The following is a 25,852-nucleotide window of genomic DNA, read 5'->3' as shown; positions in this document are numbered from 1 at the left end:
GCGGCTCAGGACCCGTTCTTGAGGAAGTCGGGCACGTCGACGTCGTCGAAGAGCACCCGCCGCGACGGCTGCTGCGGCGCCGGCATGGTGGCCGGCGGGCTCACCGGCGCGTTCGGCTGGGCCGGCGGGTTCTGGTTGCTCTTGCGCGGCGGCTCGACCGCCTTGTACGCGGGCGCGCCCCCGTCGAAGCCCGCCGCGATCACGGTGACCCGCACCTCGTCACCGAGCGCGTCGTCGATGACCGCGCCGAAGATGATGTTCGCGTCCGGGTGGGCCGCGTCGGTGACCAGCTGCGCCGCGTCGTTGATCTCGAACAGGCCGAGGTCCGACCCGCCGGCGATGGACAGCAGCACACCGCGCGCGCCGTCCATGCTCTGCTCCAGCAGCGGGCTGGAGATGGCCGCCTCGGCCGCCTCGACGGCGCGGTTCTCGCCCCGGGCGCTGCCGATGCCCATGAGCGCGCTGCCCGCGCCGCTCATCACGCTCTTCACGTCGGCGAAGTCCAGGTTGATCAGACCCGGCGTGGTGATCAGGTCGGTGATGCCCTGGACACCGGAGAGAAGCACCTGGTCCGCCGTGCGGAACGCGTCCATCATGGAGATGTTGCGGTCACCGAGCGCGAGCAGCCGGTCGTTCGGGATCACGATGAGCGTGTCGCACTGGTTGCGCAGCTCCTCGATGCCCGCCTCGGCCTGGACCTGCCGGCGCTTGCCCTCGAACGAGAACGGCCGGGTCACCACGCCGATGGTGAGCGCGCCGAGCTTGCGGGCGATGTTCGCCACGACCGGCGCGCCGCCGGTGCCGGTGCCGCCGCCCTCGCCGCAGGTCACGAACACCATGTCGGCGCCCTTGAGGACCTCTTCGATCTCGTCGCGGTGGTCCTCGGCGGCGTTCTTGCCGACGTCCGGGTTGGCGCCCGCGCCCAGTCCCCGGGTCAGCTCCCGGCCCACGTCGAGCTTGACGTCGGCGTCGCTCATCAGCAACGCCTGCGCGTCGGTGTTGATCGCGATGAACTCGACGCCCTTGAGCCCAACCTCGATCATCCGGTTGACGGCGTTGACTCCGCCGCCCCCGATGCCGACGACCTTGATGACCGCCAGGTAGTTGTGCGGAGGTGTCATCTCCGGTCCTTTCCCTTCGAGATTGGCATGGGCCGACCCCACACGGCTTGGCCGGATCAGCGGCCTCCGACGGCTGAACCCTCACCCTCTACTAGAGGCTTAGAGTTATGTCAACCACTGATCTCTTCGGGGCAACGTATGCGCCGCCGCGCCAGGAGCCAAGGACCTGTTCCGGCGTGTCGCGACCGAGCGACAGGGGACACAGCGTCCGCTCGCTGAGCCGCGGGTCACTCGAACGTGACCACGTCCGGCGCGCTGACGTCGATCCGGTCCGCCTTGCGGCTCAGCAACGCGGTCGCCACGGTGGACTTGTCCGCGCCCCGGGAGGCGTCGCCCCAGAACACCTGACGCTCGCCGCGCAGCTGCAACGTGATCCGGGCCAGGCCGGCCACGTCCACCGCGACCAGCTCCGCGCGCAGCTTCTCCCCCAGCGCGGCGAGCACCGCCAGCCCGGCCCGCGTACCCGGATCGTCCGGGCCCGGCCGGGCCACCTTGACCAGCGGCAACCCGTCCGGCGCCCGGTCCAGGCGCTGGAAGACCACGCCCGAGCCGTCCACCACCACGAACCCGTCGCCCTGCGGCACCGCCGCCACCGCGGTGCGCTCCCGCACCCGGATCACCAGCGTGCCCGGCCACTCCCGCTCGACACTGGCGCTGGCCACCGGCGGCAGCGTGCCGACCCGGCGGGCGGTCGCGGCCAGGTCCACCCGGGCCAGCGGCTCGTTGTCCGGCACCGCCGCGGCGTCGCGGATCTGCACCGGCGTGACCAGCCGCGCGCCGACCACCCGTACCTCGCGCACGCCGAACAGGCCGGTGCCGAGCACCGTCCACGCCACCAGGCCCACGACGGCGAGCACCGCGGCGGCGACCGCCCACGGCAGCGCGGCCCGCATCCGCCGCTGCCGGGCCCGGGCCATGAACCGGCGGGCCGACGGCGGCACGGCGTCCGCGTTGGCCCGCACGAGCTGCCAGCGCCGCACCGGGCTGCGCCGGCCACCTCCGCCGTCCGGGCCGGGGGTACGGCCGCGGGCCGGACCGGGACTCATCCGGCGGTGGCCGCCGCGCCGTCCGGGCCGACGCCGGCGTCCAGCCCCGTGCCGCCGGAGCGGGCCAGCAGGGCGTCGAGCAACTGGTCACCCATCAGCGAGATCGGCGGCGCGCCCATGGTCACCACCACGTCGCCGGCCCGGGCCCGGCGGGCCACCTCGGCCGGCACGTCGTCCCACGCCTCGACGAACACCTTGCGCTCGTCCGGCAGCGGCACGTCCTGGATCAGCGCGGCCGAGCCCTCGCCGGGGCGGCGCGTCTCGCCGGGGCCGAACACCTCCAGCAGCACCACCTCGTCGGCGATGCCGAGGGCGGCGGCGATCTCCGCCTGGTTGTCCCGGGTCCGGTAGAGCCGGTACGGCTGGAACACCACGATCAGCCGGCCGTCGCCGGCCACCTCGCGCAGCGTCTGCAACGCCAACGTCATCGAGGTCGGGTGGTAGGCGTACTCGTCGTAGACCAGCACGCCGTCGGCGACGCCCTTGCGCTCGAAGCGGCGCCGCACGCCGGGGAACGCGCCGAGCGCGGCCTCCGCCGCCGGGACCGGCAGCTCCAGCAGGTACGCGGCGAGCACCGCGGCGGCGCTGTTGAGCGCCATGTGCCGCCCCGGTACGGGCAGCCGGAACTCGCCGAACGCCCGGCCCTCGATCTCGGCCTGGTAGCGCACCCCGTGCGCGGACGAGACGACGTCGCTCATCCGCAGGTCCGCGTCGGCGGACTCGCCGTACGTCCAGACCCGGCGGCCCTCGGCGCGCAGTGTCTCGGCCAGCCGCCGCCCGCCCGGGTCGTCGGCGCAGGTGACCACGAACCCCGCCGGGTCGGTGAGCCGGGCGAACTCGGCGAACGCCGCCTCCAGCGTGGCCAGGTCGCCGTAGGTGTTGAGGTGATCCGCCTCGATGTTCGTGATGATCGACACGAACGGGCGGTAGATGAGGAAGGAGCGGTCGCTCTCGTCCGCCTCGACCACGAAGTGCTCGCCGGTCCCGTGGTGCGCGCCGGAGCCGACCTCGGAGATCTCGCCGCCGATCACGAAGGACGGATCGGTGCCGGCCTGCTGGAGCACCATGGTGACCATCGAGGTGGTGGACGTCTTGCCGTGGGTGCCCGCCACCGCCACCGTACGGCGGCCGGTCATCGCCGCGGCGAGCGCCTCGGACCGGTGCAGCACCCGCAGGCCCCGCCGGCGCGCCTCCACCATCTCCAGGTGGTCCTGCGGGATCGCCGAGGAGTAGACGACCGTGTCCACGCCGTCGAGGTTGGACGCCTCGTGGGTGGAGTGGATGGTGCCGCCGAGCGCCCGCAGGCCGGCCAGCGACGGCCACTCCCGCAGCTCGCTGCCGGAGACCGGCAGACCCCGGGTGAGGAACAGCCGGGCCAGCCCGGCCATCCCGACCCCGCCCACGCCGATCAGATGGATCCGGCCCAGGTCCTCCGCCGTCATGGTGCCGGCGGGCGTGAACTGCGCGGTGTTCATCAGACGTACCTTCCCGTCGCGGTTTCCCTCATCAGCGGGCCACCGCCTCGTAGACGAAGTTCAGCAGCGCCACGTCGCCGTCGCGGCGGCCGTAGCCGGCTGCCGCCTGGCTCATCGCCCAGAGCCGCTGCGGGTCCCGGATCAGCGGGATCACCGTCCGCTCCACCCAGGCCGGGGTCATCTCGGCGTCGTCGACCAGCAGACCGCCGCCCGCCTCCACCACCGGCAGCGCGTTGCGCTTCTGCTCCTGGTTGCTGTGCGGGTAGGGCACGTAGACGGTGGGCAGTCCGATCGCGGCCACCTCGGCGCAGGTCATCGCGCCGCCCCGGGCCAGCATCAGATCGGCGGCGGCGTAGCCCAGCTCCATCTCGGACAGGTACGGCAGCGTGACGTACGGCACCGGCAGGTCGGTGGGCACCGAGACCGGCTCGTTGCGGGCGCCGATGACGTGCAGCACCTGCACGCCGTTGCGGGCCAGCTCCTTCGCCGCGCCGGACACGGCCAGGTTGATCGAGCGGGCGCCCTGCGAGCCACCGGCGACGAAGAGCACCGGCAGGTCGGGACGGAGTCCGAAGTGGGCGCGGGCGGCGTCACGCAGGGCGGCCCGGTCCAGCCCGGCGATGCCCCGGCGCAGCGGCACGCCCACCACCCGGGCGTCGCGCAACGCCTCGGCCTGGGCCGGCTGGTGCGGGAAACCCACCGCGACGTTCTTGGTGAACTTCATCCCGAGCCGGTTCGCCACGCCCGGCGGCACGTTCACCTCGTGGATGACGATCGGCAGCTCCCGCCGCCACGCGGCCAGGTAGCCGGGCACCGAGACGTACCCGCCGAAGCCGACCACGGCGTCGGCCTGGACCTCGTCGATCACCTTGCCCGCGGCGCGGGCCGCCTTCCACATCCGGTCCGGGGTGCGCACCAGGCTCATGTTCACCGACCGGGGAAGCTGGTACGCCGGGATCTGCCGCAGGTCGTAGCCGGCCGGCGGGATCAGCTCGTTCTCCAGCCCCTTCGGTGTGCCCAGACAGGTGATCCGGACGCTCGGGTCGTGTCGGCGCAGGCAGTCGGCGAAGGCGAGCAGCGGGTAGATGTGCCCGCCCGTACCCCCTCCGCAGAGCACCACCGAACGCAGCGGACCCATCAGCGTCTCCTCTCGCTCGCCGCGCCGGTGCGCGCCCGGTCGGACCGGGCGCCGCGGGGCGCGGCCTGATCGTCCTGCCGCCGCTGCCGGGACCGGGGCACGGACCCTCGGTCGGCCGGCGGCGACGCCGGCTTGCGGCGCCGGCCGGGAAGCGGCGGCAACGGGGCCCACACTAGTCGGACCCATCGGGCGGGCGGACGGGCATGCAGCGCTCGCGCGGCGTCCGGCTCGGCGCGGGCGAACGAGGCGAGCATGCCGACCGCGGCGAGCGTCACCACCAGGGCGCTGCCGCCGTCGGAGATGAACGGCAGCGGTACGCCGGTCAGCGGCAGCAGCCCGGTCACGCCACCGATGTTGATGACGGCCTGGCCGACCAGCCAGGCGGTCACGCCGGCGGCGGCGAGCCGGCGGAACGGGTCCTCGACCCGGCGGGCGATGCGCAGCCCGGTGTACGCGAGCACGGCGAACAGCACCAGGATCACGGTGCAGCCGACCACGCCCAGTTCCTCCGCGACGATGGCGAAGATGAAGTCGTTGTGCGCCTCGGGGAGCCAGTTCCACTTCAGCGAGCTCTGGCCCAGGCCGACGCCGAACCAGCCGCCGTTGCCGATCGCGTAGCGGGCCTGCACGAGCTGGTAGCAGTTCGGCAGCTCCTGCTCGAAACACGTGCGCGGGGACGGCGGGTCGAGCCACATGGTGAGGCGGCCGAGCCGGTAGTTGTCGGCGCCCCGGGAGCCGGAGCCGGCGCCGAGCGAGGCCGCGGCCACCAGCAGGCCGATGCCGGCCAGGCCGATCGCGGTGAGCGCGGCGAAGACCCGGGTCCGTACGCCCGCCGCCCAGAGCATGCCGACCACGAGCGCGAGCAGGCACAGCATGCTGCCCAGGTCGTTGTAGCCGACCAGCACGAACAGCAGGCCCACCACCGGGAACAGCGGCGTGGCCAGTTCCTTCCACCAGCCCAGCACCGCGCCCTTGCGGGCCAGCACGTGCGCCGCCCACAGCACCAGCGCGAACTTCGCCACCTCGACCGGTTGCAGCGAGATCGGGCCGAGCGAGAGTGAGAGGAGTTCGGCCCGCAACGGCCCGATCGACGTCACCCCGAACAGCGAGCCCATCGCGACGAGCAGGTTGAGCAGGAGCAGCAGCGCGACCGCCACCCCCAGCGCCGGGCGGCTGACCGCCCGGAACGTGCGCGCGGGCAGCCGCTGGCAGGCCCAGAACGCGCCGATGCCGATCACCGCGAACACGGCCTGCTTGGTCAGCGACGCGGACGCGTCGCCGCCCTCGGCGAAGTCCTTCACGCTGGTCGCGGAGAAGACCATGGTGAGGCCGATCAGCAGCAGCAGTCCGACGCTGGACAGCAGCAGGTAGTACGAGGCCAGCGGCCGGGCCAGCAGGCCACGCAGCGCGGCCAGCCCACCGGCCGGATCCCAGCGCGCCGCCGGCGGTTCGGCCGGAGGCGTGGCCGCCGGCGCACGGCGGGCCGGCGGGTCGCTGGTCACCTGGATGTCTCGTCCCTCCCCCACAGGCCCATCATTGCCGCTCGCCCCGCCCGCCCGTGGCGCAACCGCCCGGTCGGCGTGTCGGATCTGAAGGAAGGGCCCCTTATTAACGGACGTCTGTTAATAAGGGGCCCTTCCTTACACCTAGCTGACGGCGGCGAGGAACTCGCTGTAGAACAGGCCCAGCGCGATGGCCACGCCGATGCCGGCGATGATCCAGAAGCGGACGACGATGTTGACCTCGCTCCAGCCGGCCAGCTCGAAGTGGTGCTGCAACGGCGACATCCGGAACACCCGCTTGCCGGTGGTACGGAACGAGATGATCTGGATGACCACCGACATCGTGATGATCACGAACAGGCCGCCCAGGATCGGCAGCAGCAGGATCGTGCGGGTGGACATCGCCATGCCGGCGATCAGGCCGCCCAGCCCGAGCGCGCCGGTGTCACCCATGAAGATCCGCGCCGGGGACGTGTTCCACCACAGGAAGCCCACGCAGGCGCCCGCCGCCGCGCCGGCGATCAGCGCGATCTCCAGCGGGTCGCGCACGGTGTAGCAGTACGCCTCGGTGTAGTTCGGGTCGGCGCACCAGTGCCGGTACTGCCAGAACGCGATGAGCGCGTACGCCGCGAGCACCATCACCGAGGCGCCGGTGGCCAGGCCGTCCAGGCCGTCGGTGAGGTTGACGCCGTTGGTGGCGGCCATGACCACCATGATGATGACGATCACCGAGCCGATCTTGCCGATCTCCAGCGCCGGGATGTCCCGGATGAAGCTCAGCGTGGTGCTGGCCACCGTCTCGGTGTTCGTCGCGTTGCCGCCGGCGTCGGTCATGCTCGACGGGAAGTAGACCGCCACCGCGCCGAAGACCGCGCCGACCAGGATCTGCCCGGCCAGCTTGCCCCGCTTGTTGAGGCCGCCGCTGTGCCGCTTGCGCACCTTCAGGAAGTCGTCGATGAAGCCGACCGCGCCGGAGAACACCATCAGCCCCAGCAGCACCAGCGCCGTGATCGTCGGCTCGACCTGGGCGATCTGCGCGTCCGGCAGCGTGGTCAGGGCCAGGTGCCCGGCGACGTACGCGATGACAGTGGCCAGGATGAAGACCACGCCGCCCATCGTCGGCGTGCCCTTCTTGCCCTCGTTGCTGGCGAGCCCGAGGTTCGACCGGATCGGCTGGCCGGCCTTCAGCCGGGCGAACACCTTGATCGCGATCGGGGTGCAGAACAGCGAGATCAGGAACGCGACCCCGATGGCGACGATGACCGCCCTCATGCGGCGCCGCCCTCCGTCGCACCCTCGCGGGCGTCCGCGCGCAGCGCGTCGGCCACCTCCCAGGTCCGGTACCGGGAGCCCTTCACCAGCACCACGTCTCCCGGACGCAGCTCGCTCCGCAGCACCTCGACGGCCGCCGCCTGATCGCTGAGCAGCACCGACTCTCCTCCCCAATTGCCTACCGCTGTCGCGCCCTCGTGGATCGGCGCCGCCGGCTCGCCCACCACGAGCAGCCGGTCCACTCCCAGCTCGGCCGCGAGCCGGCCGACCTGCTGATGCCCCTGAAGTTCGAAGTCACCCAGCTCGGCCATGTAGCCGAGCACCGCGACCGTACGCCCCTCGCCGCGCATGCTGGCCAACGCCCGCAGCGCCACGCCGGTGGAGGCCGGGTTCGCGTTGTACGAGTCGTCGATCACGGTCACCCCGTCGGGGCGCTCGAAGACGTCCATCCGCCGGGTGGAGACCAGGCCCAGCTCGTTCAGCGCCGCCGCCAGGTCGGGCAGCGGCAGGCCCAGCTCGCGCCCGACCGACGCCGCGGCGAGCGAGTTGGAGACCTGGTGCCGGCCGGTCAGCCCGAGCCGCACCGGCGCGCTCCCCTCCGGGGTGACAAGCGTGTACGAGGGCCGGCCCCGGCCGTCGAGCGTCACGTCCACGGCGCGCACGTCGGCGCGCTCCGACTCGCCGTACCGCACCACCCGGGCCTGCGTACGCGTCGACATCGCGTCCACCCGCGGGTCGTCGGCGTTGAGCACCGCCAGCCCGTCGGAGGGCAGCGCCTCGACCAGCTCCCCCTTGGCCAGCGCGATGGCCTCCACCGAGCCGAACTCGCCCAGGTGCGCCACGCCGACGTTGAGCACCACCGAGATCCGGGGCGGCACCACGTCGCACAGGTACCGGACGTGCCCCACCCCGCGGGCACCCTTCTCCATCACCAGGAAGCGGGTCTCCGGGGTGGCCTGCAGCGCCGTGTACGGGTGCCCCAGCTCGTTGTTGAACGAGCCGGGCGGGGCCACCGTCGGGCCGAGCCGGACCGCGACCTGGGCGATCAGGTCCTTGGTGGTGGTCTTGCCGGACGAGCCGGTCAGCCCGATCACGGTCAGGCCGGGCAGCCGGTCGACGACGGCGCGGGCCAGCCGGCCCATCGCGTCGAGCGCGTCGCCGACGAGCACCATCGGCACGCCCGGCACCTCCCGGGTGCCGAGCACCGCCACCGCGCCCGAGGAGATCGCGCCGGCCGCGTAGTCGTGGCCGTCCACCCGCTCGCCGGGGAAGGCCACGAACAGGCCGCCCCGGCTCACCTTGCGGGAGTCGAACTCGACGGTGCCGGTGACCCGGGCGTCCGGGTCGGCGCCGACGAGCCGGCCGTCGACGGCGGTGGCCACCTCGGCCAGCGTCAGCGGGATCACCGCTGACCCACCAGGTCACCGAAGCGGGCGCGCAGCGCCGCCGCCAGCTCCACCCGGTCGTCGAACGGCAGCACCTCGCCGCCGATCTCCTGGCCGCGTTCCTGGCCCTTGCCCAGCACCGCCACCACGTCACCCGGTTCGGCCACCCGGACCGCCTCCTCGATCGCCGCCCGCCGCCCGGGCACCTCGATGACGCGGGCCGGGGTCGCGGCGGCGTACGCGCCGGCCAGCACCTCGGCCCGGATCGCGGCCGGGTCCTCGGTCCGCGGGTTGTCGTCGGTCACCAGCACCACGTCGGCGCCGCGCGCGGCCACGCCGCCCATCACCGGCCGCTTGCCCCGGTCCCGGTCGCCGCCGGCGCCCAGCACGCAGATCAGCCGGCCGCCGGTCAGGTCGCGCAGCGCGGTCAGCACCGCCTCGATCGCGTTGGCCTTGTGCGCGTAGTCGACCACCCCGCGTACCGGGGCGTCGCCGCTGACCAGTTCCAGCCGCCCGGGCACGCCGCCGCAGGCGGCCACGCCGCGCGCCGCGGTCTCCGCGTCCACCCCGACGGCGACCAGGAGCGCGACGGCCAGCAGCGCGTTCGCCACGTTGTGCCGGCCGGGCAGCGCCACGCCGGTGGGCAGCGCGAGCCCGTCCGGCCCGTGCAGGGTGAAGCGCTGCGCGTACCCCTCGCCGTCGATGCCCTCGGCCCACCAGGTGGCGTCCGGGTCGCCGGCCGCCGAGTAGGTGACCGTGCCCGCCTTGTACAGCGGGCGCAGCGCCGGGTCGTCGTGGTTGAGCACCTCGACCCGGCAGCGGCCGTCGAACAGCCGGGCCTTGGCCGCGAAGTAGTCCGCCTCGTCGGCGTGGAAGTCCAGGTGGTCGGAGCCGAAGTTGGTGTAGCCGCCGACGTCGAACCGGACGCCGCCGACGCGGCCCATCGCCAGGGCGTGGCTGGACACCTCCATGACCACGGTGTCCACCCCGTGCTCGCGGGCCACCGCGAGCATGGCGTGCAGGTCGGTGGCCTCCGGGGTGGTCCGGACGCTGTCGATCACCAGGTCGCCGAGGCGGGTCTCCACGGTGCCGATCAGGCCGGTGACGCGCCCGGCGGCGCGCAGCCCGGACTCGACCAGGTAGCTGGTGGACGTCTTGCCGGCGGTGCCGGTCACGCCGATCACGGTCAGGCCGGCGGTCGGGTCGCCGTAAACCGTGGCGGCCACCTCGCCGAGCGCCTCGCGCGGGTCGTCGACGACGAGCACGGGCAGGCCGGTGCCGGCGGCCAGCGCCACGCCGGCCGGGTCGGTGAGCAGGGCCACCGCGCCCGCCTCGACGGCGGCGGCGGCGAACTCCGCGCCGTGGCGCCGCGCGCCGGGCAGGGCCGCGTACAGGTCGCCGGGGCGGACCTCCTGGCTGGCGTGGGTCACGCCGGTGACAGCCACCTCGGCGGCCCCCTCCGGCGGGGTCACCGCCACGCGGGCGGCGAGGTCGCCGAGCCGTACGGGACGCACGGTGGCGGGACGTGGATTGCCGGGCACGGCGTCAGACCCTACCCGGTCGTCCGGTTCCGACCGCACAGCCGCCCCGGTGGTTCGTCGCCACTCACCGATGATGTCCCGCCGTCCCGGCTCAGCGCGGAAAGACCTCGAACTTCGGGGACTTGTTGGTCAGCGACGGAGGCACCCGGTAGTGGCGGAGAGTGAAGCCCATCATCTCCCGGAACGCGGGCGCGGCCACCGCGCCGCCACCGCCGCCGGGGCTCCACACGAAGACCGCCACCACGTACCGGGGGTTCTCCGCCGGGGCCATGCCGATGAACGAGCCGACCTCACCGGGCTGCTGCTTGCCGTTGTCGTAGCGCAGCCCGGTGCCGGTCTTGCCGGCCACCCGGTAGCCGGGCACAGCGGCGGCCAGCCCGGTGGCCTGCCCCTCCGGGCCGTCGACGGTGGTGACCGCCTCCATCATCCGGCGCAGCGCGGCCGCGTTCGCGGGGCTGAGCACGGACCGGGTGGTCGGCGTCGCGGCGGGGCTGCGTGTGCCGTCCGCGCCGATCGTCTCCTTGACCAGGTGCGGCTGCACGTACGTGCCGTTGTTGGCGATGGCCGCGTACGCGGCGGCCATCTGCAGCGGCGTGGCGTCCACGCTGTGCCCGATCGGCACCGACCCGTACGCCGAGCCGCTCCACTGGTCCGGCGGGAGCAGCCGGCCGGCCGCCTCACCCGGCATGCCCTCGCCTGTCACCTGGCCCAGCCCGAACCGCTTCTGGTAGTCGAAGAGCCGTTCCTTGCCCAGCTTCTCGCCGATCTCGATCGTGCCGACGTTCGACGAGAAGGCGAGCATGCCGGGGATGCTCATGGTGCGGCCGTCGACCGGGTGGGTGTCGCGGAAGGTGACCCCGCCCCGCTCGATGGTGTTGGCGACCGGGAACGCGGTGTCCGGGGTGATCACGCCCTCCTGGAGCGCCGCGCCGAACGTGATCGCCTTGTGGATCGAGCCCGGGTCGACCACGAACGTGGTGGCCGCGTCGTCCCGGTCCGACGGCGAGGTGACCTTGGTGGGGTTGGCCGCGTCGTACGTCGGCTGGCTGGCCTGGGCCAGCACCTCGCCGCTGGGGATCTCGATGATCACCGCGGCGCCGACGCTGCCCTTGACCTTCTCCGTCTGCTTCGCCAGGATCCGCTGCGTCATGAACTGCAGGTCCCGGTCGACAGTGAGTTGCAGCGAGCTGCCCGGCTTCGGCTGGGTGGTCCGGCTGTAGCCGCCCGGGATGGGCGCGGCCAGGTCACCCTGGCCCACCTCGTAGGTCCGCTTGCCGGCCTGTCCCCGCAGCACGTCGTCGTACCTGGCCTCCAGCCCCTCCAGGCCGTTCATGTCCTGGCCGACGAAGCCGAGCAGGTTCGCGGCCAGGTCTCCGCCGGGCACCTCGCGCCGCTCGTCCCGGTGCACGTTGATGCCGGCCAGGTCGAGTGCCATGATCCGCTTCGCGGTGCCGATCTCGACGCCCCGGGCCAGGTAGACGAACTGCAACGGGGTGTCGGTGCCGGGCAGGTTGCGCTCGCGCATCTTCTCGGCCAGGTCCGAGGCGGGCACGCCGAGCAACGGGGACAGCGCCCGTGCGGTGGCGGCGCGGTCCTTGACCCGGGTCGGGTCGGCGAACACGTACCGGGCCTCCACACTGTGCGCCAGCGGCTCACCGTTGCGGTCGAGGATCGCCCCGCGCGGGGCCGGCAGCTCGACCACGGCGAGCCGGTTGGGCAGACCGCCGTCGGCGTACGCCGGGGTGTCGACGGTCTGGAGGTAGACCAGCCGCACGCCGATGCTGGCGAACAACGTCAGCGCCAGCAGCGTGCCGAGGCGCAGCCGCCGGCGCGGATCGCCCAGCCGCGGGGGCCGGCGCGGCTTGCGGACCGGTCGGCGCGGCTGGGCGGCGGGACGGCGCGGCTGGGACCGGCGGCGCGGCGGCGGCGCGTCCTCCTCGTCGTCGAACGGCTCCCGCACGGGCCGGGACGAGACGGTCCGCACCACGCCGGCCCGGCCGCCCGCGGCGGTGGCCCGGCGGCCGGTCCGGGCGCCGTCACCCGTGGGCTCGCGCGTGCCGGCACGCCCGGCCCGGCCGCCGTCGAGCACCTGCAACGCGGGCCGGAACGGGTCGCCGGACCGGGTGCTGCGGGGGGTACGCCGTTGCTCGGCGCCGCCGCCCTCGCGCACGGTCCGTCCGCGTGGGGTGTACGCCCGGGCGTCGGAGATCCCGCCGAGACCCGGCTCGCGCGGCTCCGACCCCCGCGACGATCCGCGCCGGGAGCCCGTGGCGTCCCGGCGCGGATCCTCCGATCTCGGCGGCACCGCTCAGCCTCCGTTGCCCTGCTGGCTGGTGACCGACGGGGCGCCCTGGGCGGGGTGCGGCACCCCGATGGTCTGCCCGTCCGGCAGCCGGATGTAGGCCGGGTCCTCGGACTCGACCAGGCCCAGCTTGCGGGCGTTGGCGGTCAGGTTGCCGGGCGCCTTCTGGTTGGCGATCTCCTTCTTGAGCTCCTGCTCGTCCACGTCGAGCTTGGCCTGCTGCTGCTGGAGCCTCTCCAGCTTGAAGGCGTTCTCATTGATCTTGGTGTTGACGGCCAGGATGCCCAGCACCCCACCGACCACGAGAACCAGGATCAGTGCGACGAAAGGCGCCCGGGGCACCCGGATCGGCGCCGGCGGGGCGACCCGCAGGCGCGGCGCCGGCGTGCCGGTGACCCGGGTCCGCTCGGCCGGCCGCAGAGCGGCGCTGCCCTGCGTCGGGAACTCGCGCGCCCCCCGGGCGCGAGTGTCCTCCCGGCGGTCGGTCGCCGTCGTGGCCCGCGTGGTGCGCTGCGCCGCGGTCCGGCCCCCCGACCGCGGTGCGCGCTGCCCGACGGCTCCCCGGCCGTCGCGCTTCTCGACGTTCATGTCCCCTCCCCCTCTTCGTCCGTCCCGATCCCGTCCCCCGGAGCCGACGCGGGGTCCGTCCCGGACCCCGGTGACCCCGTCCCCGGTTGGTGCATCGCCTTCACCCGGCGGCGGTACCGTTCGCGGTCGGTACGCCCCTGCCGGGCCGCCTCCGGGTCGAGCCGTTCCGCTGCCCGCAGCCGCACCGAGGCGGCGCGCGGGTTCGCGGCCACCTCCGCCTCCCCGGGCAGCTCGGCGCCCCGGCTCAACAGCCGGAACGTCGGGCCCGACCCGGGCAGTTCGACCGGGAGGTCGACCGGGCCCTTGCTGCGGACCCGGTCGGCGAGCGCGTGCTTGGTGAGCCGGTCCTCCAGCGAGTGGTAGGACAGGACCACCATGCGGCCGCCCACTGTGAGCTTGTCCAGAGCGGCCGGCAGCGCTGTCTCCAGCGCTGCCAGTTCTCTGTTTACCTCGATCCGTAAAGCCTGAAACGTTCTCTTTGCCGGGTGTCCGCCAGTTCGTCGGGCTGGCGCCGGAATGCTCTCCCGGACCAGCTCGGCCAGCCGGGCCGACGACGTGATCCGGGCCCGCTCCCGTTCCCGGATGATCGCCGAGGCGATCTTCCCGGCGAACTTCTCCTCGCCGTACACCCGCAGCAGGCGGGCCAGGTCCGGGTGGGAGTAGGTGTTGACCACCTCCTCGGCGGTCACCCCCCGGGTCTGGTCCATCCGCATGTCCAGCGGCGCGTCCTGCGCGTACGCGAACCCGCGGTCGGGCGCGTCCAGTTGCAGCGACGAGACGCCCAGGTCGAACAGCACCCCGTCGATCGCCGGGTAACCGAGCCGGTCGAGCACCTCGGGCAGCTCGTCGTAGACGGCGTGCTCCAGGTGGATCCGGTCGGCGAACCGGGCCAGGCGGACCCGCGCGTGGGCGAGCGCCTCGGTGTCCCGGTCCAGGCCGATCAGCACCGTGTCCGGATGCGCCGTGAGCACCGCCTCGGCGTGCCCGGCCAGGCCGAGCGTGGCGTCGACGTGGACGGTGCGACCGGGCCGGCCCAGTGCGGGGGCCAGCAGCTCGAGACACCGCTCGAGCAGCACCGGCACGTGCGTGCCGCGTAGCTCCCCCATCTCGACCCCCACCCCGTTCGCCAACCGTTCCGTCACGTGTCCGTCGTCGCCACGACGCCTCGCCATACCGCCAGATCCCCATCCGCTCCCGCCCGCCGGAGGCCGCGGCCCTCCGTGTCGGATCGTGCGCCTGGCACCGGGGAAGGGGTGCCAGGAACTCGAAAGCGGCTGGAGATCTCGCAGTACGTCGGGCGCCGTCACGCCCTACAGACCGCCGGGCAGCACCCCCTCCTCGATGTCGGCGAAGTCGTCTTCGCTCTCCGCGAGGTAGGCCTCCCAGGCCGCCTTGTCCCAGATCTCCACCCGGGTGCTCGCTCCGATCACGACCAGATCCCGGTCCAGTGCCGCGTACGACCGCAGGTGGCCGGGTATGGTGACCCGCCCCTGCTTGTCCGGCACCTCGTCGTGCGCGCTGGCGAAGAAGACCCGGCTGTAGGCCCGGGCCGCCTTGCTGGTCATCGGCTGCGCGCGCAACTGGTCGGCGATCCGCTGGAACTCGGGCATCGGGAAGACGTAGAGGCAGCGCTCCTGCCCTTTGGTGATCACGACACCCCCCGCCAGTTCGTCCCGGAACTTCGCCGGCAGGATCAACCGGCCTTTGTCGTCCAGGCGCGGAGTGTGGGTGCCGAGGAACATCGGCCCAACCCCCTCGCCCTGAGCGGCGTTCGCGGCGCCGCTGACCCCCCGGGCCGGTGTGGCCCTCCCGGCCTCACCATCGCGCCCCACTCTACTCCACTTCCCTCCACCTGCAACCAGAATCGCCCGCGCGGCGTGGCGTTTCCGCGCGCAAAACCGCACGTCAACGCGGGTGGGGCGGAGTGGAGGGGGTGGGGCGCGCCCGGCACCGTCCGCTACCCGACATCGACCGACGCCGTCCGGCCCCGCGCGCTCCACCCGTCCGCCGGAACGTCCCCGGCCGAACGGTTCGCCGTCGGCGGCGATCTGGTGGAGGTGGCGGTCCGGTAACCTCGCTCGCGTGACGGACGCGAAGATGCCCTTGCGGGCAAAGGTGGCCAGCTCCGTGTCGCGCACCGCCGCGGCGCTGTCGCGGGCCGCGGGCCGTGGCGACGGCTCGGTGATCGGCGGCTGGATCGGCCTCAAGATCGACCCGGACCTGCTCGCCCACCTCTCGGCCGGGCGCGCCATCGCCCTGGTGTCCGGCACCAACGGCAAGACCACCACCACCCGGCTCACCACCGCCGCGGTCGGCGTGCTGGGCCGGGTCGCCACCAACTCCTTCGGCGCGAACATGCCCACCGGCCACACCTCGGCGCTCGCCAAGGCCGGCAGCACGCCGTACGCGGTGCTGGAGGTGGACGAGCACTACCTCGCCCAGGTGCTGGAGGCGACCGAGCCGCACGTGGTGGCGCTGCTCAACCTCTCCCGCGACCAGCTCGACCGCGCCAAGGAGGTCGCCATGATGGCGCAGCTCTGGCGCGCCGCCCTGGTCCGGCACCCGCGGGTACGGGTGGTCGCCAACGCCGACGACCCGATGGTGGTGTGGGCCGCCACCCCGCCGGCCGACCCGGCCCAGGGCCACGTGCCGCCGCACGTCACCTGGTTCAGCGCCGGGCAGCGCTGGCACGACGACTCCTGGGTCTGCCCCGAGTGCGGCTCCACCATCCAGCGCTCCGGCGAGCAGTGGTGGTGCACCGGCTGCCCGCTGCGCCGCCCCGAGCCGAACTGGACGGTCGAGGACGACGGCGTGCTCGACCCCACCGGCGCCTGGCACAAGATCCAGCTTCAGCTCCCCGGCAAGGTCAACCTCGGCAACGCGGCCACCGCCCTGGCCGTCGCCGCCGAGTTCGGCGTACGCCCGGTGGACGCGGTCTCCCGGCTCGGCACCGTCACCTCGGTGGCCGGGCGCTACGCCCAGGTGAACCGCGACGGGCGCAACATCCGGCTGCTGCTGGCGAAGAACCCGGCGAGCTGGCTGGAGGCGTTCGACATGGCCGACGTCGCGCCGACACTGCTGTCCATCAACGCCCGCGACCCCGACGGGCTGGACACGTCCTGGCTGTTCGACGTGGACTTCTCCCCGCTGACCGGCCGGCAGGTGCTGATCACCGGCGACCGGGCGTACGACCTGGCGGTGCGGCTCGAGGTCAACGGCGTGCCGTTCCAGCACGTCCGCAGCTTCGACGAGGCGGTCCGCGCGGTGCCGCCGGGCCGGCTGGAGGTCATCGCCAACTACACCGCCTTCCAGGACATCCGAGCGGAGCTGGACCGTGTCAACTGAGAGCCTGCGCATCGTCTGGATCTATCCCGACCTGCTGTCCACCTACGGCGACCGGGGCAACGCGCTGATCCTGGCCCGCCGGGCCCAGCTGCGCGGCATGCCGGTCGAGGTGCTGGAGGTCCGCTCCGACCAGCGGCTGCCCGCCACCGCCGACATCTACCTGCTCGGCGGCGGCGAGGACGGCCCGCAGGCGCTCGGCGCCCAGCGCCTGATCGCCGACGGCGGCCTGCACCGGGCGGTGGCCCAGGGCTCGGTGGTGTTCGGCGTCTGCGCCGGCTACCAGTTGCTCGGCACCTCCTTCTTCGCCAAGGGCACCCAGTGCGCCGGCCTGGAGCTGCTCGACCTCTCCTCCGACCGCGGTCCCACCCGGGCCGTCGGCGAGCTGGCCGGCGAGGTCGACCCGCGGCTGGGCATCCCGCACCTGTCCGGGTTCGAGAACCACGGCGGCCGTACCCACCTCGGCCCCGGCGTGTCCCCGCTGGCCCGGGTCACCACGGGCGTCGGCAACGACGGCGCCACCGAGGGCGCGTGGCGGGGCAAGCTGCTCGGCACCTACTCGCACGGCCCGGCGCTGGCGCGCAACCCCGACCTGGCCGACCTGCTGCTGCGCTGGGCGACCGGCATCCACCAGCTTCCGCCGCTCGACGACACCTGGGCCGACCGGCTCCGCTCCGAACGCCGCACCGCGGTGGCCGCCGCCCCGAGGCCGTGACCGACGCCGCCCGGCCGGGGCGGCGACCGGTGGCCCGCCGGCTCGCCGGGTTGCTGCGGCAGCCCTCGGCGCGCCGGTTCGGGCTGCTCCTGCTGCTGCTCGCCGGGTTCGGCGTGACGCTGCTGCTGGTGCCGCGGCCGGATCCGGCCGACCTGCCCCGGCTCGCCGACTCGCTCGGCGGCTACGGCCCGCCCGCGGCGGTTCTCGGCGGCGCGCTGCTGCTGGTGGCTCTGGTGCCGCGCACGTTCGTCACGCTGGCCGCGGGCGCGATCTTCGGCCCGGTGCAGGGCGCCGCGTACGCGCTCGGCGCGGCGCTGCTGGCGGCGGCCCTCGGCTTCACGGTGGGGCGGGTGCTCGGGCGCGACTTCGTCGCCGAGCGGGTACGCGGCCGGCTGGCCCGCCTCGACGGCTGGTTCGCCCGGCAGAGCGTCTTCGGCGTGATCACCGTCCGGCTGCTGCCGATCGCCGGGTTCGGCCTGGTCAGCTACGGCTACGGCACCACCGCCGCCCGGGTGGTGCCGTTCCTGGCCGGCAGCGTGATCGCCTCCGCCCCCACCGCCATCGGTTACGCGGCGATCGGCGCGGCGGTGACCACGCCCGGGTCGATCAACTGGTACGCGGCGGCGCCTGCGAGCCTCGGCCTGATCGCCAGCGTGCTGATCGTCCACCGCTGGTGGCGGGCCGAACGGCGCCGGTCTGCCGGACCGGCCGGCTGACCCGGCGGCGAAGGCGCACAAGCACGCGGAGGACCTCCGGACCGGCCCGGTAACGACCGCACGACGATCCCGCCCGCCGGGCACCGCGCGGCACCGGCGCTCCCTAGCATTCGCGAGCATGAGGCCCTCGTCCCGAGCCCGCGTCCGGAGCGCCGCCGTCCTCGCTCCGATCCTCGCGGCGGCGCTGCTCGCCGCCTGCACTCCGGGAGACCCGACGGCCGCCCCGGTCACCGAGGGAACGCCGTCGACGCAGGTGACCGCCCCGCCGCGTGCCGACTTCTGCCTGGTCACCGTGCCGCAGAGCTGGCAGGACGCGGTCCGGGAGAGCCGGCTGCCGAAGGAGCCCGGGGAGAGGTGGTCAGGGTTCGCCCCGGCACCGGACGGCCGCTCCGCGTTCGCCACCGTGCAGCGCGACGGTCTCCCGATGCTGCTGGTCAAGCAGGAGAAGAACGGCGACCGACGGGTCGTGGCCACCATGCCGGACCTGTTCACCTTCCCGCTATGGGGCGACTTCGACGGGCGCTGGCTGGTCTACGCGCGCACCGACCTGTCCCGTGCGGCGCCGCACGGGGAAGGAAGCGCCGAGCTCTTCGTCTGGGACGCGGAGACCGGGGCCGAGCCACGGCAGGTCGCGAACGCCGGGCAGAGGGCCGTCCCGTTCCTGTTGCAGGACGGGAGGCTCGCCGTGACCCGGATCCTCGGCAAGGACCGGGCCGAGCTGACCCTGCACGACCTGGCGGCCGGATCGGTCCGCACGGTGGCCACCGGACAGGTGAGCGCTGTCGGGTTCCGCGGCGCCGATCTGATCTGGTTCGACAGGGCAACTGGTCGCCTGAACGCGATCGGCCCGGACGGGACGGCGGGCGCTTCCGCACAGCCGGCCCTGGGGCCGGGTGCGGTGGACGTGACCACCGACGGCCGTACCACCGCCTGGGTGTCCCGGGACGAGCGCGACCTGACCGTCTGGCGGCCGGACTGGACGGCACCCGTGCGGATCCTGCGGGTCACTTCTCCCCCGCCGGCCACGCCGTCGCTGCCGCCCGGCGCCAGGCCACCGACCGACGACCCGTTCCACCGGATCGCCGGACCCACCGCCGTCGGCGATCTGGTGCTCTTCGACTACCACCAGGGCTGGTACGTGGCCGACCTGCGGACCGGCTCGTACGTCCGGCTGACCGCGGACCACGCCGACGCGATGGTCTCGGGCCCCGCGCTGCTGATGGACCCGGAAGACAACTCGGTCCCCGCGGAGCGGCACGCGTACTCGCTGCTGCGCCTGGACCGGCTGCCGCCACTGCCGGCGTGCCCGTGACGGAGCACGGGCAGCCGCTGCCGGGCGGGTTCGTCGCCGAGGTGGTCCGCGTCGGTGACACGGTCCGACGTACGGCCCCGCCGAACGCGGGCTTCGTGGCCGCGCTCCTGCGGCACCTGGAGCCCGTCGGCCTGGCGCCCCGGTACCTCGGCGTCGACGAGCGAGGCCGGCAGGTGCTGACCCACATCGACGGGCGGGTGCCCTGGCGGGACCGGGAGGAACCGGCCTACTTCGCCGCCCCCGCGCTCACCCGGCTGGCCGGCCTCATGCGGGCGCTGCACGACGCCTGCGCCGGCACCGGCCTGGCCGGCGACGCGGAGACGGTCTGCCACCGGGACCTGTCGCCGAAGAACACCGTCTACCGGGACTCGCCGGCCGGGCCACTGCCGGTGGCCTTCCTGGACTGGGACCGGGCCGGGCCGGGCCGCCGGATCGAGGACGTGGCGTTCGCGGGCTGGCACTGGGCCGCGCTGGGCGGGGACGCCGACCCGGCCGAGCTGGCCCGGCGCTGCCGGCTGCTCTGCGACGCCTACGAGGCGGCCGGCCCCGGGGTGTCGGTGCCCCGGTCCGAACTGGTCGCCGTCATGCTCGACCAGCTCGTTGGCACATGGCGGGGCATCGACGTCGGCGCCGAGCGGAACGAGCCGGGCATGCGCCGGCTCCGCGCGGCGGGCGTGGTCGAACTGGTGCGCGGCTGGCACGGGTGGCTGCTCCGGCACCGCCCGACGGTCGAGGCGGTGCTGGAGGCCGGTTGAGGCGCGTCCCGCGAACGGGACGCGCCTCAAGCACACGGTGGACGGTCAGGCGACGACCGAGACCATCCGGCCCTTCACCACGATCACCTTGCGCGGCTCCTTGCCGGCCAGGGTGCCTGCCACCGCCTCCAGCGCCGCCGCGCGGACCGTCTCCTCGGACGCGTCGGCGGGCACCTCGATCCGGCCCCGGACCTTGCCGTTGACCTGCACCGGGTAGGTGACCGACTCGGCCACCAGCAGGGCCGGGTCGGCGACCGGGAAGTCCGCGTACGTCAGGGATTCCTCGTGGCCCAGCTTGCGCCACAGCTCCTCCGCCATGTGCGGGGCGAACGGGGCGACCATCAGCACCAGCGGCTCGGCCACCTCACGCGGCGTCTCCGCCAGCCGGGTCAGGCCGTTCGTCAGCTCGATCAGCTTGGCGATGGCGGTGTTGAACCGGATCCCGTCCATGTCGGCGCGGACCCCGTCGATCGCCTTGTGCAGCAGCCGCCGGGTCGCCTCGTCGGCCGGCGCGTCGGTGACCCGCAGCTCACCGGTCTGCTCGTCGACGACGGTGCGCCAGACCCGCTGCAGGAACCGGTACGAGCCGACGACGGCCCGGGTCTCCCACGGGCGGGACACCTCCAGCGGGCCCATCGACATCTCGTACACCCGGAACGTGTCCGCGCCGTACGCCGCGCACATGTCGTCCGGGGTGACGACGTTCTTCAGCGACTTGCCCATCTTGCCGTACTCGCGCCGGACCTCGGTCTCGCCGTGGAACCAGCGGCCGTCGACCTCGACGACCTCCTCGGCGGGCACGTACGCGCCGCGCGGGTCGACGAACGCGTACGCCTGGATCATGCCCTGGTTGAACAGGCGGCGGAACGGCTCGAACGACGAGACGTGGCCCAGGTCGTACAGCACCTTGTGCCAGAAGCGCGCGTACAGCAGGTGCAGCACGGCGTGCTCGGCGCCGCCGACGTACAGGTCGGTGCCGCCGCAGTCACCCGGACGCTGCGGCCCCATCCAGTACGCCTCGTTCTCCGGGTCGGCGAAGCGCTGCGAGTCGGTCGGATCCAGGTAGCGCAGCTCGTACCAGCAGGAGCCGGCCCACTGCGGCATCACGTTGGTCTCGCGGGTGTAGCGCTTGGGCCCGTCACCCAGGTCCAGCTCCACCTCGACCCAGTCGCGCCGCCGCGACAGCGGGGTCTCCGGGTTGCTGTCGGCGTCGTCGGCGTCGAACGTCTTCGGCGAGAAGTCCTCCACCTCGGGCAGCTCGACCGGCAGCATCGACTCGGGCAGCGCGATCGGCGCGCCGGTCTCGTCGTACACGATCGGGAACGGCTCGCCCCAGTAACGCTGCCGGGAGAACAGCCAGTCGCGCAGCCGCCAGGTGACCGCGCCGGCGCCGTGCCCGTTCGCCTCCAGCCACTCGATGATCCGCGCCTTGGCCTCGGTGACGCCCAGGCCGTCCAGGTCGATGCCGCGCTCCGGCGCGGCGCTGTTGATCGCCGGGCCGTCCCCGGTGTACGCCTTGCCGGCGAAGCCCTCCGGCGGCTGCACGGTCCGCACGATCGGCAGCTCGAAGACCTCGGCGAAGTCCCAGTCCCGCTCGTCCTGCGCGGGCACCGCCATGATCGCGCCGGTGCCGTACCCGGCCAGCACGTAGTCGGCGATGAAGATCGGGATCTGCCCGCCGGTCACCGGGTTGGTCGCGTAGGCGCCGACGAAGACGCCGGTCTTCTCCTTGCTGTCCGCCTGCCGCTCCATGTCCGTCTTGGCCGCGGCGGCCTTCCGGTACGCCTCGACGGCCTCACGCGGGCTCGCATGCCCACCGGTCCAGGCGTCCTTCGTCCCCTCCGGCCAGGCGGCCGGCGTCAGCACGTCGACCAGCTCGTGCTCGGGGGCCAGCACCATGTAGGTGGCGCCGAAGACGGTGTCCGGCCGGGTCGTGAACACCCGCACCGGCGCGGCGGCGGTCGGGAAGTCGATGTGCGCGCCGGTCGACCGGCCGATCCAGTTGCGCTGCTGCAGCTTGATCGGCTCCGGCCAGTCCAGTGTGTCCAGGTCCTCCAGCAGCCGGTCCCCGTACGCGGTGATCCGCATCATCCACTGCTTCAGGTTGCGCTTGAAGACCGGGAAGTTGCCGCGCTCGGAGCGGCCGTCGGCGGTGACCTCCTCGTTGGCCAGCACGGTGCCCAGGCCCGGGCACCAGTTGACCGGCGCCTCCGAGACGTACGCCAGGCGGTGGTCGTCCACGACGCGCCGCCGCTCCCCCACGGACAGCTCGGCCCACGGCCGCCCGTCCGGGGTGGCGCGGGTGCCGCCCTCGAACTCGGCGATCAGCTCGGCGATCGGCCGGGCCTTGCGTGCATCGGTGTCGTACCAGGAGTTGAAGACCTGCAGGAAGATCCACTGCGTCCAGCGGTAGAAGTCGGTGTCGATGGTCGCCACCGACCGCCGCTCGTCGTGGCCCAGCCCCAGCCGGCGCAGCTGCGCCCGGTACCGCTCGATGTTCGCCTCGGTGGTGGTGCGGGGGTGGGTGCCGGTCTGCACCGCGTACTGCTCGGCGGGCAGGCCGAACGCGTCGAAGCCCATCGCGTGCAGCACGTTGCGCCCGGCCATCCGCTGGTAGCGGGCGTAGCAGTCGGTGCCGATGTAGCCCAGCGGGTGGCCGACGTGCAGGCCGGCGCCGGAGGGGTACGGGAACATGTCCAGCACGTACAGCTTCTCGGCGCCCGCGCGCGGATGACCCGGGTCGGCCAGCGGGCCGGTCGGGTTCGGCGCGTGGAAGGTGCCGTCCCGCTCCCAGGTGTCCTGCCAGCGGTGTTCGATCTCGTCGGCCAGTGCGGCGGTGTACCGGAACGGGGGAATGTCGGTCGCCGGTGCGGCTGCCTCACTCATGGCGTCTCCTCGGCGCGGATCGGGCGATTCGAAAAATTGTGGGCGGTCTGCTGCGGGCACAAAAAAGCCCCTCGCGCAGGAGGGGCGGCCGTGCTGTCGCGCGTTCAGCGCATCAACACGGCTCGGTAAGAAGCAGGAAGAACCCGGCCATGCAGGCAGTGTACCTCGCAGCCCTCGGCGGCGGCGCGCCCGTTCCGCCCGGGGCGGCCGGTCCCCCGGTCCGGCGAATATTCCGGGCGTAACCGACCGACCACCTGCGGGAGTCGGCAGTAACGACAAACATGGTTAGCCTGAGAGGCCAGTGAGATTACTGCGGCAGACGTGGCTCGGCGTCGCGAACCCAACGGCGGGTCCAGGTGCTCTATAAAGAGCTGCCGTCCAGGCGACGAGGAGGAGGCCCGTGACACAACAGACCTGGGACGAGGTGGGCGGTCTGCTGCCGCACGACGAGTTCCGCGCCGCCAGCGAGGCCATCGTGGCCAACATCGAGCAGGTCATCGAGGGCAAGACCGCCACCGTCCGGCTCGCCCTGGCGGTGCTGCTGGCCGAGGGCCACCTGCTCATCGAGGACGTGCCCGGCGTCGGCAAGACCAAGCTCGCCAAGGCGATGGCCCGGTCCATCGACTGCTCGGTCCGGCGGATCCAGTTCACCCCCGACCTGCTTCCCAGCGACGTCACCGGCGTGAGCGTCTACAACCAGGAGACGCACGACTTCGAGTTCCGCCCCGGCGCGGTCTTCGCCAACCTGGTGGTCGGCGACGAGATCAACCGGGCCTCGCCGAAGACCCAGTCGGCGCTGCTGGAGTGCATGGAGGAGCGCCAGGTCACCGTCGACGGCGTCACCTACCAGCTGCAGACGCCGTTCATGGTGATCGCGACGCAGAACCCGATCGAGATGGAGGGCACGTACCCGCTGCCCGAGGCGCAGCGCGACCGGTTCACCGCCCGCATCGCCATGGGCTACCCGGACCCGCGCGCCGAGCTGGCCATGCTCGACGGGCACGGCGCCACCGACCCGCTGTCGGGGCTGCGGCCGGTCTCCGACGCGGCCACCGTCCGCCGGCTGATCGGCCACGTCCGGCAGGTGCACGTCGCCGACGCGGTCAAGCAGTACGCGATCGACCTGGTCACCGCCACCCGGGAGGCGCCGGACCTGCGCCTGGGCGCGTCCCCGCGGGCCACGCTCCAGCTGCTGCGCACCGCCCGCGCGGTGGCCGCCCTGGAGGGCCGCGATTACGTGCTGCCGGACGACCTCCAGGTCCTCGCGGTGCCGGTGCTGGCGCACCGGATCATCCCGACCGCCGACGCCCAGCTGGCCCGGCGCACCACCGACGCGATCGTCTCCGAGCTGGTGCACCGCCTGCCGCTCCCGCACGACCGGCAGCGTTCGCCGTACGACACCCGCCCCGGCGGCGGCAACAACGGCCGCGGGCCGTACGAGCCGCGGAGGCCGTGACGTGCGCGACGGCCTGCGTGGGCTGACCACCCGCGGCCGCTCCTTCCTGGCGGCCGCGGTGGCCGCGGCGATCTCCGCCGGCATCCTGGGCGAGAAGGACCTGCTCCGGGTGGCGGTCCTGCTCGCCGTCCTGCCGCTGCTGGCCGCCGCGTACGTCGGGCGCAGCCGGTACAAGCTGGCCTGCAACAGGTCGCTGGAGCCGCACCGGGTGCCGGTCGGGGCCAGCTCCCGCGTGGTGCTGCGGTTGCAGAACCTGTCCCGGCTGCCCACCGGCACGCTGCTGCTGGAGGACCGCCTGCCGTACGCGCTGGGCAGCCGCCCCCGGGTGGTGCTGGAGCGGCTCGGCGCGCACCAGGCCAGCTCCGTGGCGTACACCGTCCGGGCGGACGTGCGCGGCCGCTACGAGGTGGGCCCGCTGGTGATCCGGCTGACCGACCCGTTCGGGCTGTGCGAGCTGACCCGCTCGTTCCCCAGCACCGACCACCTCACGGTGATCCCGCAGGTCACTCCGTTGCCGTCGGTGCGGCTACCAGGCGAGTACGCCGGCAGCGGCGACAGCCGGGCCCGCTCGGTAGCGGTACACGGCGAGGACGACGCCGCCACCCGGGAGTACCGGATGGGCGACGACCTGCGCCGCGTGCACTGGAAGTCCACCGCCCGCACCGGCGAGCTGATGGTGCGCCGCGAGGAGCAGCCGTGGGAGAGCCGCGCCACCGTCGTGCTGGACACGCGCGCCGCCGGGCACCGGGGCGAGGGGCCGACGGCGAGCTTCGAGTGGGCGGTCTCGGCGGCCGCCAGCATCGCCGTGCACCTGCGCCAGGCCGGCTACAAGCTGCGCCTGGTCACCGGCAACGGCGCCGACGTCGCGGCGACCGAGGCCGGCGGTGAGGGCCTGCTCCTGGACCAGCTCGCCGACGTGCACCTGGACCGGCGCGGCGAGATCACCACGCTGGTGCAGCAGGTCCGGCAGCGGGCCGACGGCGGCCTGATCATCGCGTTGCTCGGCACGCTCGGCGCCGCCGAGGCGGAGCTGCTGGCCGGGCTGCGCGGCAACGGGGCGACCTGTGTGGCGTTCCTGCTCGACAGCAACACCTGGCTGAACCTGCCGCCGAAGGCCCGCACCGAGGCGGAACGGGCGCACGGCGCCGCCGCGCTCGCGCTGCTGCAGAGCGGCTGGCGGGTCATCGGGGTGGAGCACGGCAGCCGTCTGCCGGTGCTGTGGCCGCAGGCCGGGCGCGGATCGCAGGGGTTCGCGCTGCGGGCGGCCCTGGCCGAGACGGTCGCCGGAGGCATGCGATGA

The 25,852-nt window shown here is 73.7% G+C and carries 20 protein-coding genes; 7 read left to right on the top strand and 13 right to left on the bottom strand.

From position 1 onward, the window contains the following. Window positions 1–5: 5 nt before the first annotated feature. From ftsZ to mraZ, 12 genes are all read right to left on the bottom strand, one after another. Complete coding sequence (gene ftsZ / locus A4R25_RS00570; RefSeq protein ID WP_030500246.1) at window positions 6–1,121, bottom strand: cell division protein FtsZ; 1,116 nt, start codon at window positions 1,119–1,121, stop codon at window positions 6–8. Between the two features lie 227 nt (window positions 1,122–1,348). Beyond that, a complete protein-coding gene (locus tag A4R25_RS00565) occupies window positions 1,349–2,167 on the bottom strand; it encodes a cell division protein FtsQ/DivIB (protein ID WP_064445229.1) in 819 nt (272 codons plus the stop codon). Continuing rightward, on the bottom strand, window positions 2,164–3,642 hold the full coding sequence (gene murC, locus A4R25_RS00560) for a UDP-N-acetylmuramate--L-alanine ligase (protein WP_064445228.1): 1,479 nt from the start codon (window positions 3,640–3,642) through the stop codon (window positions 2,164–2,166). The genes A4R25_RS00565 and murC overlap by 4 nt, the downstream gene beginning before the upstream one ends. 31 nt (window positions 3,643–3,673) lie before the next feature. After that, a complete protein-coding gene (gene murG, locus A4R25_RS00555; protein WP_043329477.1) occupies window positions 3,674–4,780 on the bottom strand; it encodes an undecaprenyldiphospho-muramoylpentapeptide beta-N-acetylglucosaminyltransferase in 1,107 nt (368 codons plus the stop codon). After that, complete coding sequence (locus tag A4R25_RS00550; protein ID WP_176722845.1) at window positions 4,780–6,195, bottom strand: FtsW/RodA/SpoVE family cell cycle protein; 1,416 nt, start codon at window positions 6,193–6,195, stop codon at window positions 4,780–4,782. Before A4R25_RS00550 ends, murG begins: the two co-directional genes overlap by 1 nt. Window positions 6,196–6,426: 231 nt before the next feature. Beyond that, window positions 6,427–7,554, bottom strand: coding sequence for a phospho-N-acetylmuramoyl-pentapeptide-transferase (gene mraY / locus A4R25_RS00545; RefSeq protein ID WP_043329473.1), 1,128 nt, complete (start codon window positions 7,552–7,554; stop codon window positions 6,427–6,429). After that, a complete protein-coding gene (gene murF / locus A4R25_RS00540; protein WP_064445227.1) occupies window positions 7,551–8,960 on the bottom strand; it encodes a UDP-N-acetylmuramoyl-tripeptide--D-alanyl-D-alanine ligase in 1,410 nt (469 codons plus the stop codon). The genes mraY and murF overlap by 4 nt, the downstream gene beginning before the upstream one ends. Next, window positions 8,957–10,519, bottom strand: a complete 1,563-nt coding sequence (locus A4R25_RS00535) for a UDP-N-acetylmuramoyl-L-alanyl-D-glutamate--2,6-diaminopimelate ligase (RefSeq protein ID WP_197494834.1) — start codon at window positions 10,517–10,519, stop codon at window positions 8,957–8,959. Before A4R25_RS00535 ends, murF begins: the two co-directional genes overlap by 4 nt. Window positions 10,520–10,571: 52 nt before the next feature. After that, window positions 10,572–12,785, bottom strand: coding sequence for a penicillin-binding protein 2 (locus A4R25_RS00530; RefSeq protein ID WP_064445225.1), 2,214 nt, complete (start codon window positions 12,783–12,785; stop codon window positions 10,572–10,574). 3 nt (window positions 12,786–12,788) lie between these two features. Beyond that, window positions 12,789–13,370: a hypothetical protein gene (locus A4R25_RS00525; protein ID WP_043329466.1), complete on the bottom strand. Its 582-nt coding sequence runs from the start codon at window positions 13,368–13,370 to the stop codon at window positions 12,789–12,791. Next, window positions 13,367–14,476, bottom strand: a complete 1,110-nt coding sequence (rsmH, locus tag A4R25_RS00520) for a 16S rRNA (cytosine(1402)-N(4))-methyltransferase RsmH (RefSeq protein WP_043331095.1) — start codon at window positions 14,474–14,476, stop codon at window positions 13,367–13,369. Before rsmH ends, A4R25_RS00525 begins: the two co-directional genes overlap by 4 nt. A 204-nt stretch (window positions 14,477–14,680) precedes the next feature. After that, window positions 14,681–15,112 carry a division/cell wall cluster transcriptional repressor MraZ gene (mraZ, locus tag A4R25_RS00515; protein ID WP_013287610.1) on the bottom strand — a complete coding sequence of 144 codons (432 nt, stop codon included), beginning with the start codon at window positions 15,110–15,112 and terminating at the stop codon, window positions 14,681–14,683. Window positions 15,113–15,467: 355 nt separating this feature from the next. Between mraZ and A4R25_RS00510 the strand changes: the two genes are divergently transcribed. The 5 genes from A4R25_RS00510 (at window position 15,468) to A4R25_RS31365 (ending at window position 20,210) form a co-directional block, all read left to right on the top strand. Further along, window positions 15,468–16,715, top strand: a complete 1,248-nt coding sequence (locus A4R25_RS00510; RefSeq protein WP_064446416.1) for a MurT ligase domain-containing protein — start codon at window positions 15,468–15,470, stop codon at window positions 16,713–16,715. After that, on the top strand, window positions 16,705–17,427 hold the full coding sequence (locus tag A4R25_RS00505; RefSeq protein WP_043329464.1) for a type 1 glutamine amidotransferase: 723 nt from the start codon (window positions 16,705–16,707) through the stop codon (window positions 17,425–17,427). The genes A4R25_RS00510 and A4R25_RS00505 overlap by 11 nt, the downstream gene beginning before the upstream one ends. A gap of 29 nt (window positions 17,428–17,456) precedes the next feature. Then, window positions 17,457–18,143, top strand: coding sequence for a TVP38/TMEM64 family protein (locus tag A4R25_RS00500; protein WP_373887995.1), 687 nt, complete (start codon window positions 17,457–17,459; stop codon window positions 18,141–18,143). Between the two features lie 118 nt (window positions 18,144–18,261). Further along, window positions 18,262–19,455 (top strand): hypothetical protein, encoded by a 1,194-nt coding sequence (locus A4R25_RS31370; protein WP_197494833.1) that lies wholly within the window; start codon window positions 18,262–18,264, stop codon window positions 19,453–19,455. Further along, window positions 19,446–20,210: a phosphotransferase gene (locus tag A4R25_RS31365; RefSeq protein ID WP_197494832.1), complete on the top strand. Its 765-nt coding sequence runs from the start codon at window positions 19,446–19,448 to the stop codon at window positions 20,208–20,210. The genes A4R25_RS31370 and A4R25_RS31365 overlap by 10 nt, the downstream gene beginning before the upstream one ends. 45 nt (window positions 20,211–20,255) lie before the next feature. On the opposite strand, the gene leuS is transcribed toward A4R25_RS31365, so the two are convergent. After that, window positions 20,256–23,096 (bottom strand): leucine--tRNA ligase, encoded by a 2,841-nt coding sequence (leuS, locus tag A4R25_RS00485; protein ID WP_064445222.1) that lies wholly within the window; start codon window positions 23,094–23,096, stop codon window positions 20,256–20,258. A gap of 400 nt (window positions 23,097–23,496) precedes the next feature. Here leuS and A4R25_RS00480 point away from each other — a divergent pair, with 400 nt between their 5' ends. Continuing rightward, window positions 23,497–24,552: a MoxR family ATPase gene (locus tag A4R25_RS00480; protein WP_043329458.1), complete on the top strand. Its 1,056-nt coding sequence runs from the start codon at window positions 23,497–23,499 to the stop codon at window positions 24,550–24,552. Window position 24,553: 1 nt separating this feature from the next. Next, window positions 24,554–25,852, top strand: coding sequence for a DUF58 domain-containing protein (locus A4R25_RS00475; protein WP_030500230.1), 1,299 nt, complete (start codon window positions 24,554–24,556; stop codon window positions 25,850–25,852).

This window comes from Micromonospora sp. NBRC 110037 (genome assembly GCF_001652995.1).
In the GTDB taxonomy this organism is placed as follows: Bacteria; Actinomycetota; Actinomycetes; order Mycobacteriales; family Micromonosporaceae; genus Micromonospora; species Micromonospora chalcea.
Note: the sequence above shows the minus strand (reverse complement) of the source record. Positions and strands in the feature narration are given on the sequence as shown.

Coding starts and splice junctions, on each gene's coding strand:
- ftsZ (WP_030500246.1), bottom strand. CDS start 1,121: ATGACACCTCCGCACAACTACCTGGCGGTCATCAAGGTCGTCGGCATC.
- A4R25_RS00565 (WP_064445229.1), bottom strand. CDS start 2,167: ATGAGTCCCGGTCCGGCCCGCGGCCGTACCCCCGGCCCGGACGGCGGA.
- murC (WP_064445228.1), bottom strand. CDS start 3,642: ATGAACACCGCGCAGTTCACGCCCGCCGGCACCATGACGGCGGAGGAC.
- murG (WP_043329477.1), bottom strand. CDS start 4,780: ATGGGTCCGCTGCGTTCGGTGGTGCTCTGCGGAGGGGGTACGGGCGGG.
- mraY (WP_043329473.1), bottom strand. CDS start 7,554: ATGAGGGCGGTCATCGTCGCCATCGGGGTCGCGTTCCTGATCTCGCTG.
- A4R25_RS00525 (WP_043329466.1), bottom strand. CDS start 13,370: ATGAACGTCGAGAAGCGCGACGGCCGGGGAGCCGTCGGGCAGCGCGCA.
- rsmH (WP_043331095.1), bottom strand. CDS start 14,476: ATGGGGGAGCTACGCGGCACGCACGTGCCGGTGCTGCTCGAGCGGTGT.
- mraZ (WP_013287610.1), bottom strand. CDS start 15,112: ATGTTCCTCGGCACCCACACTCCGCGCCTGGACGACAAAGGCCGGTTG.
- A4R25_RS00510 (WP_064446416.1), top strand. CDS start 15,468: ATGCCCTTGCGGGCAAAGGTGGCCAGCTCCGTGTCGCGCACCGCCGCG.
- A4R25_RS31370 (WP_197494833.1), top strand. CDS start 18,262: ATGAGGCCCTCGTCCCGAGCCCGCGTCCGGAGCGCCGCCGTCCTCGCT.
- leuS (WP_064445222.1), bottom strand. CDS start 23,096: ATGAGTGAGGCAGCCGCACCGGCGACCGACATTCCCCCGTTCCGGTAC.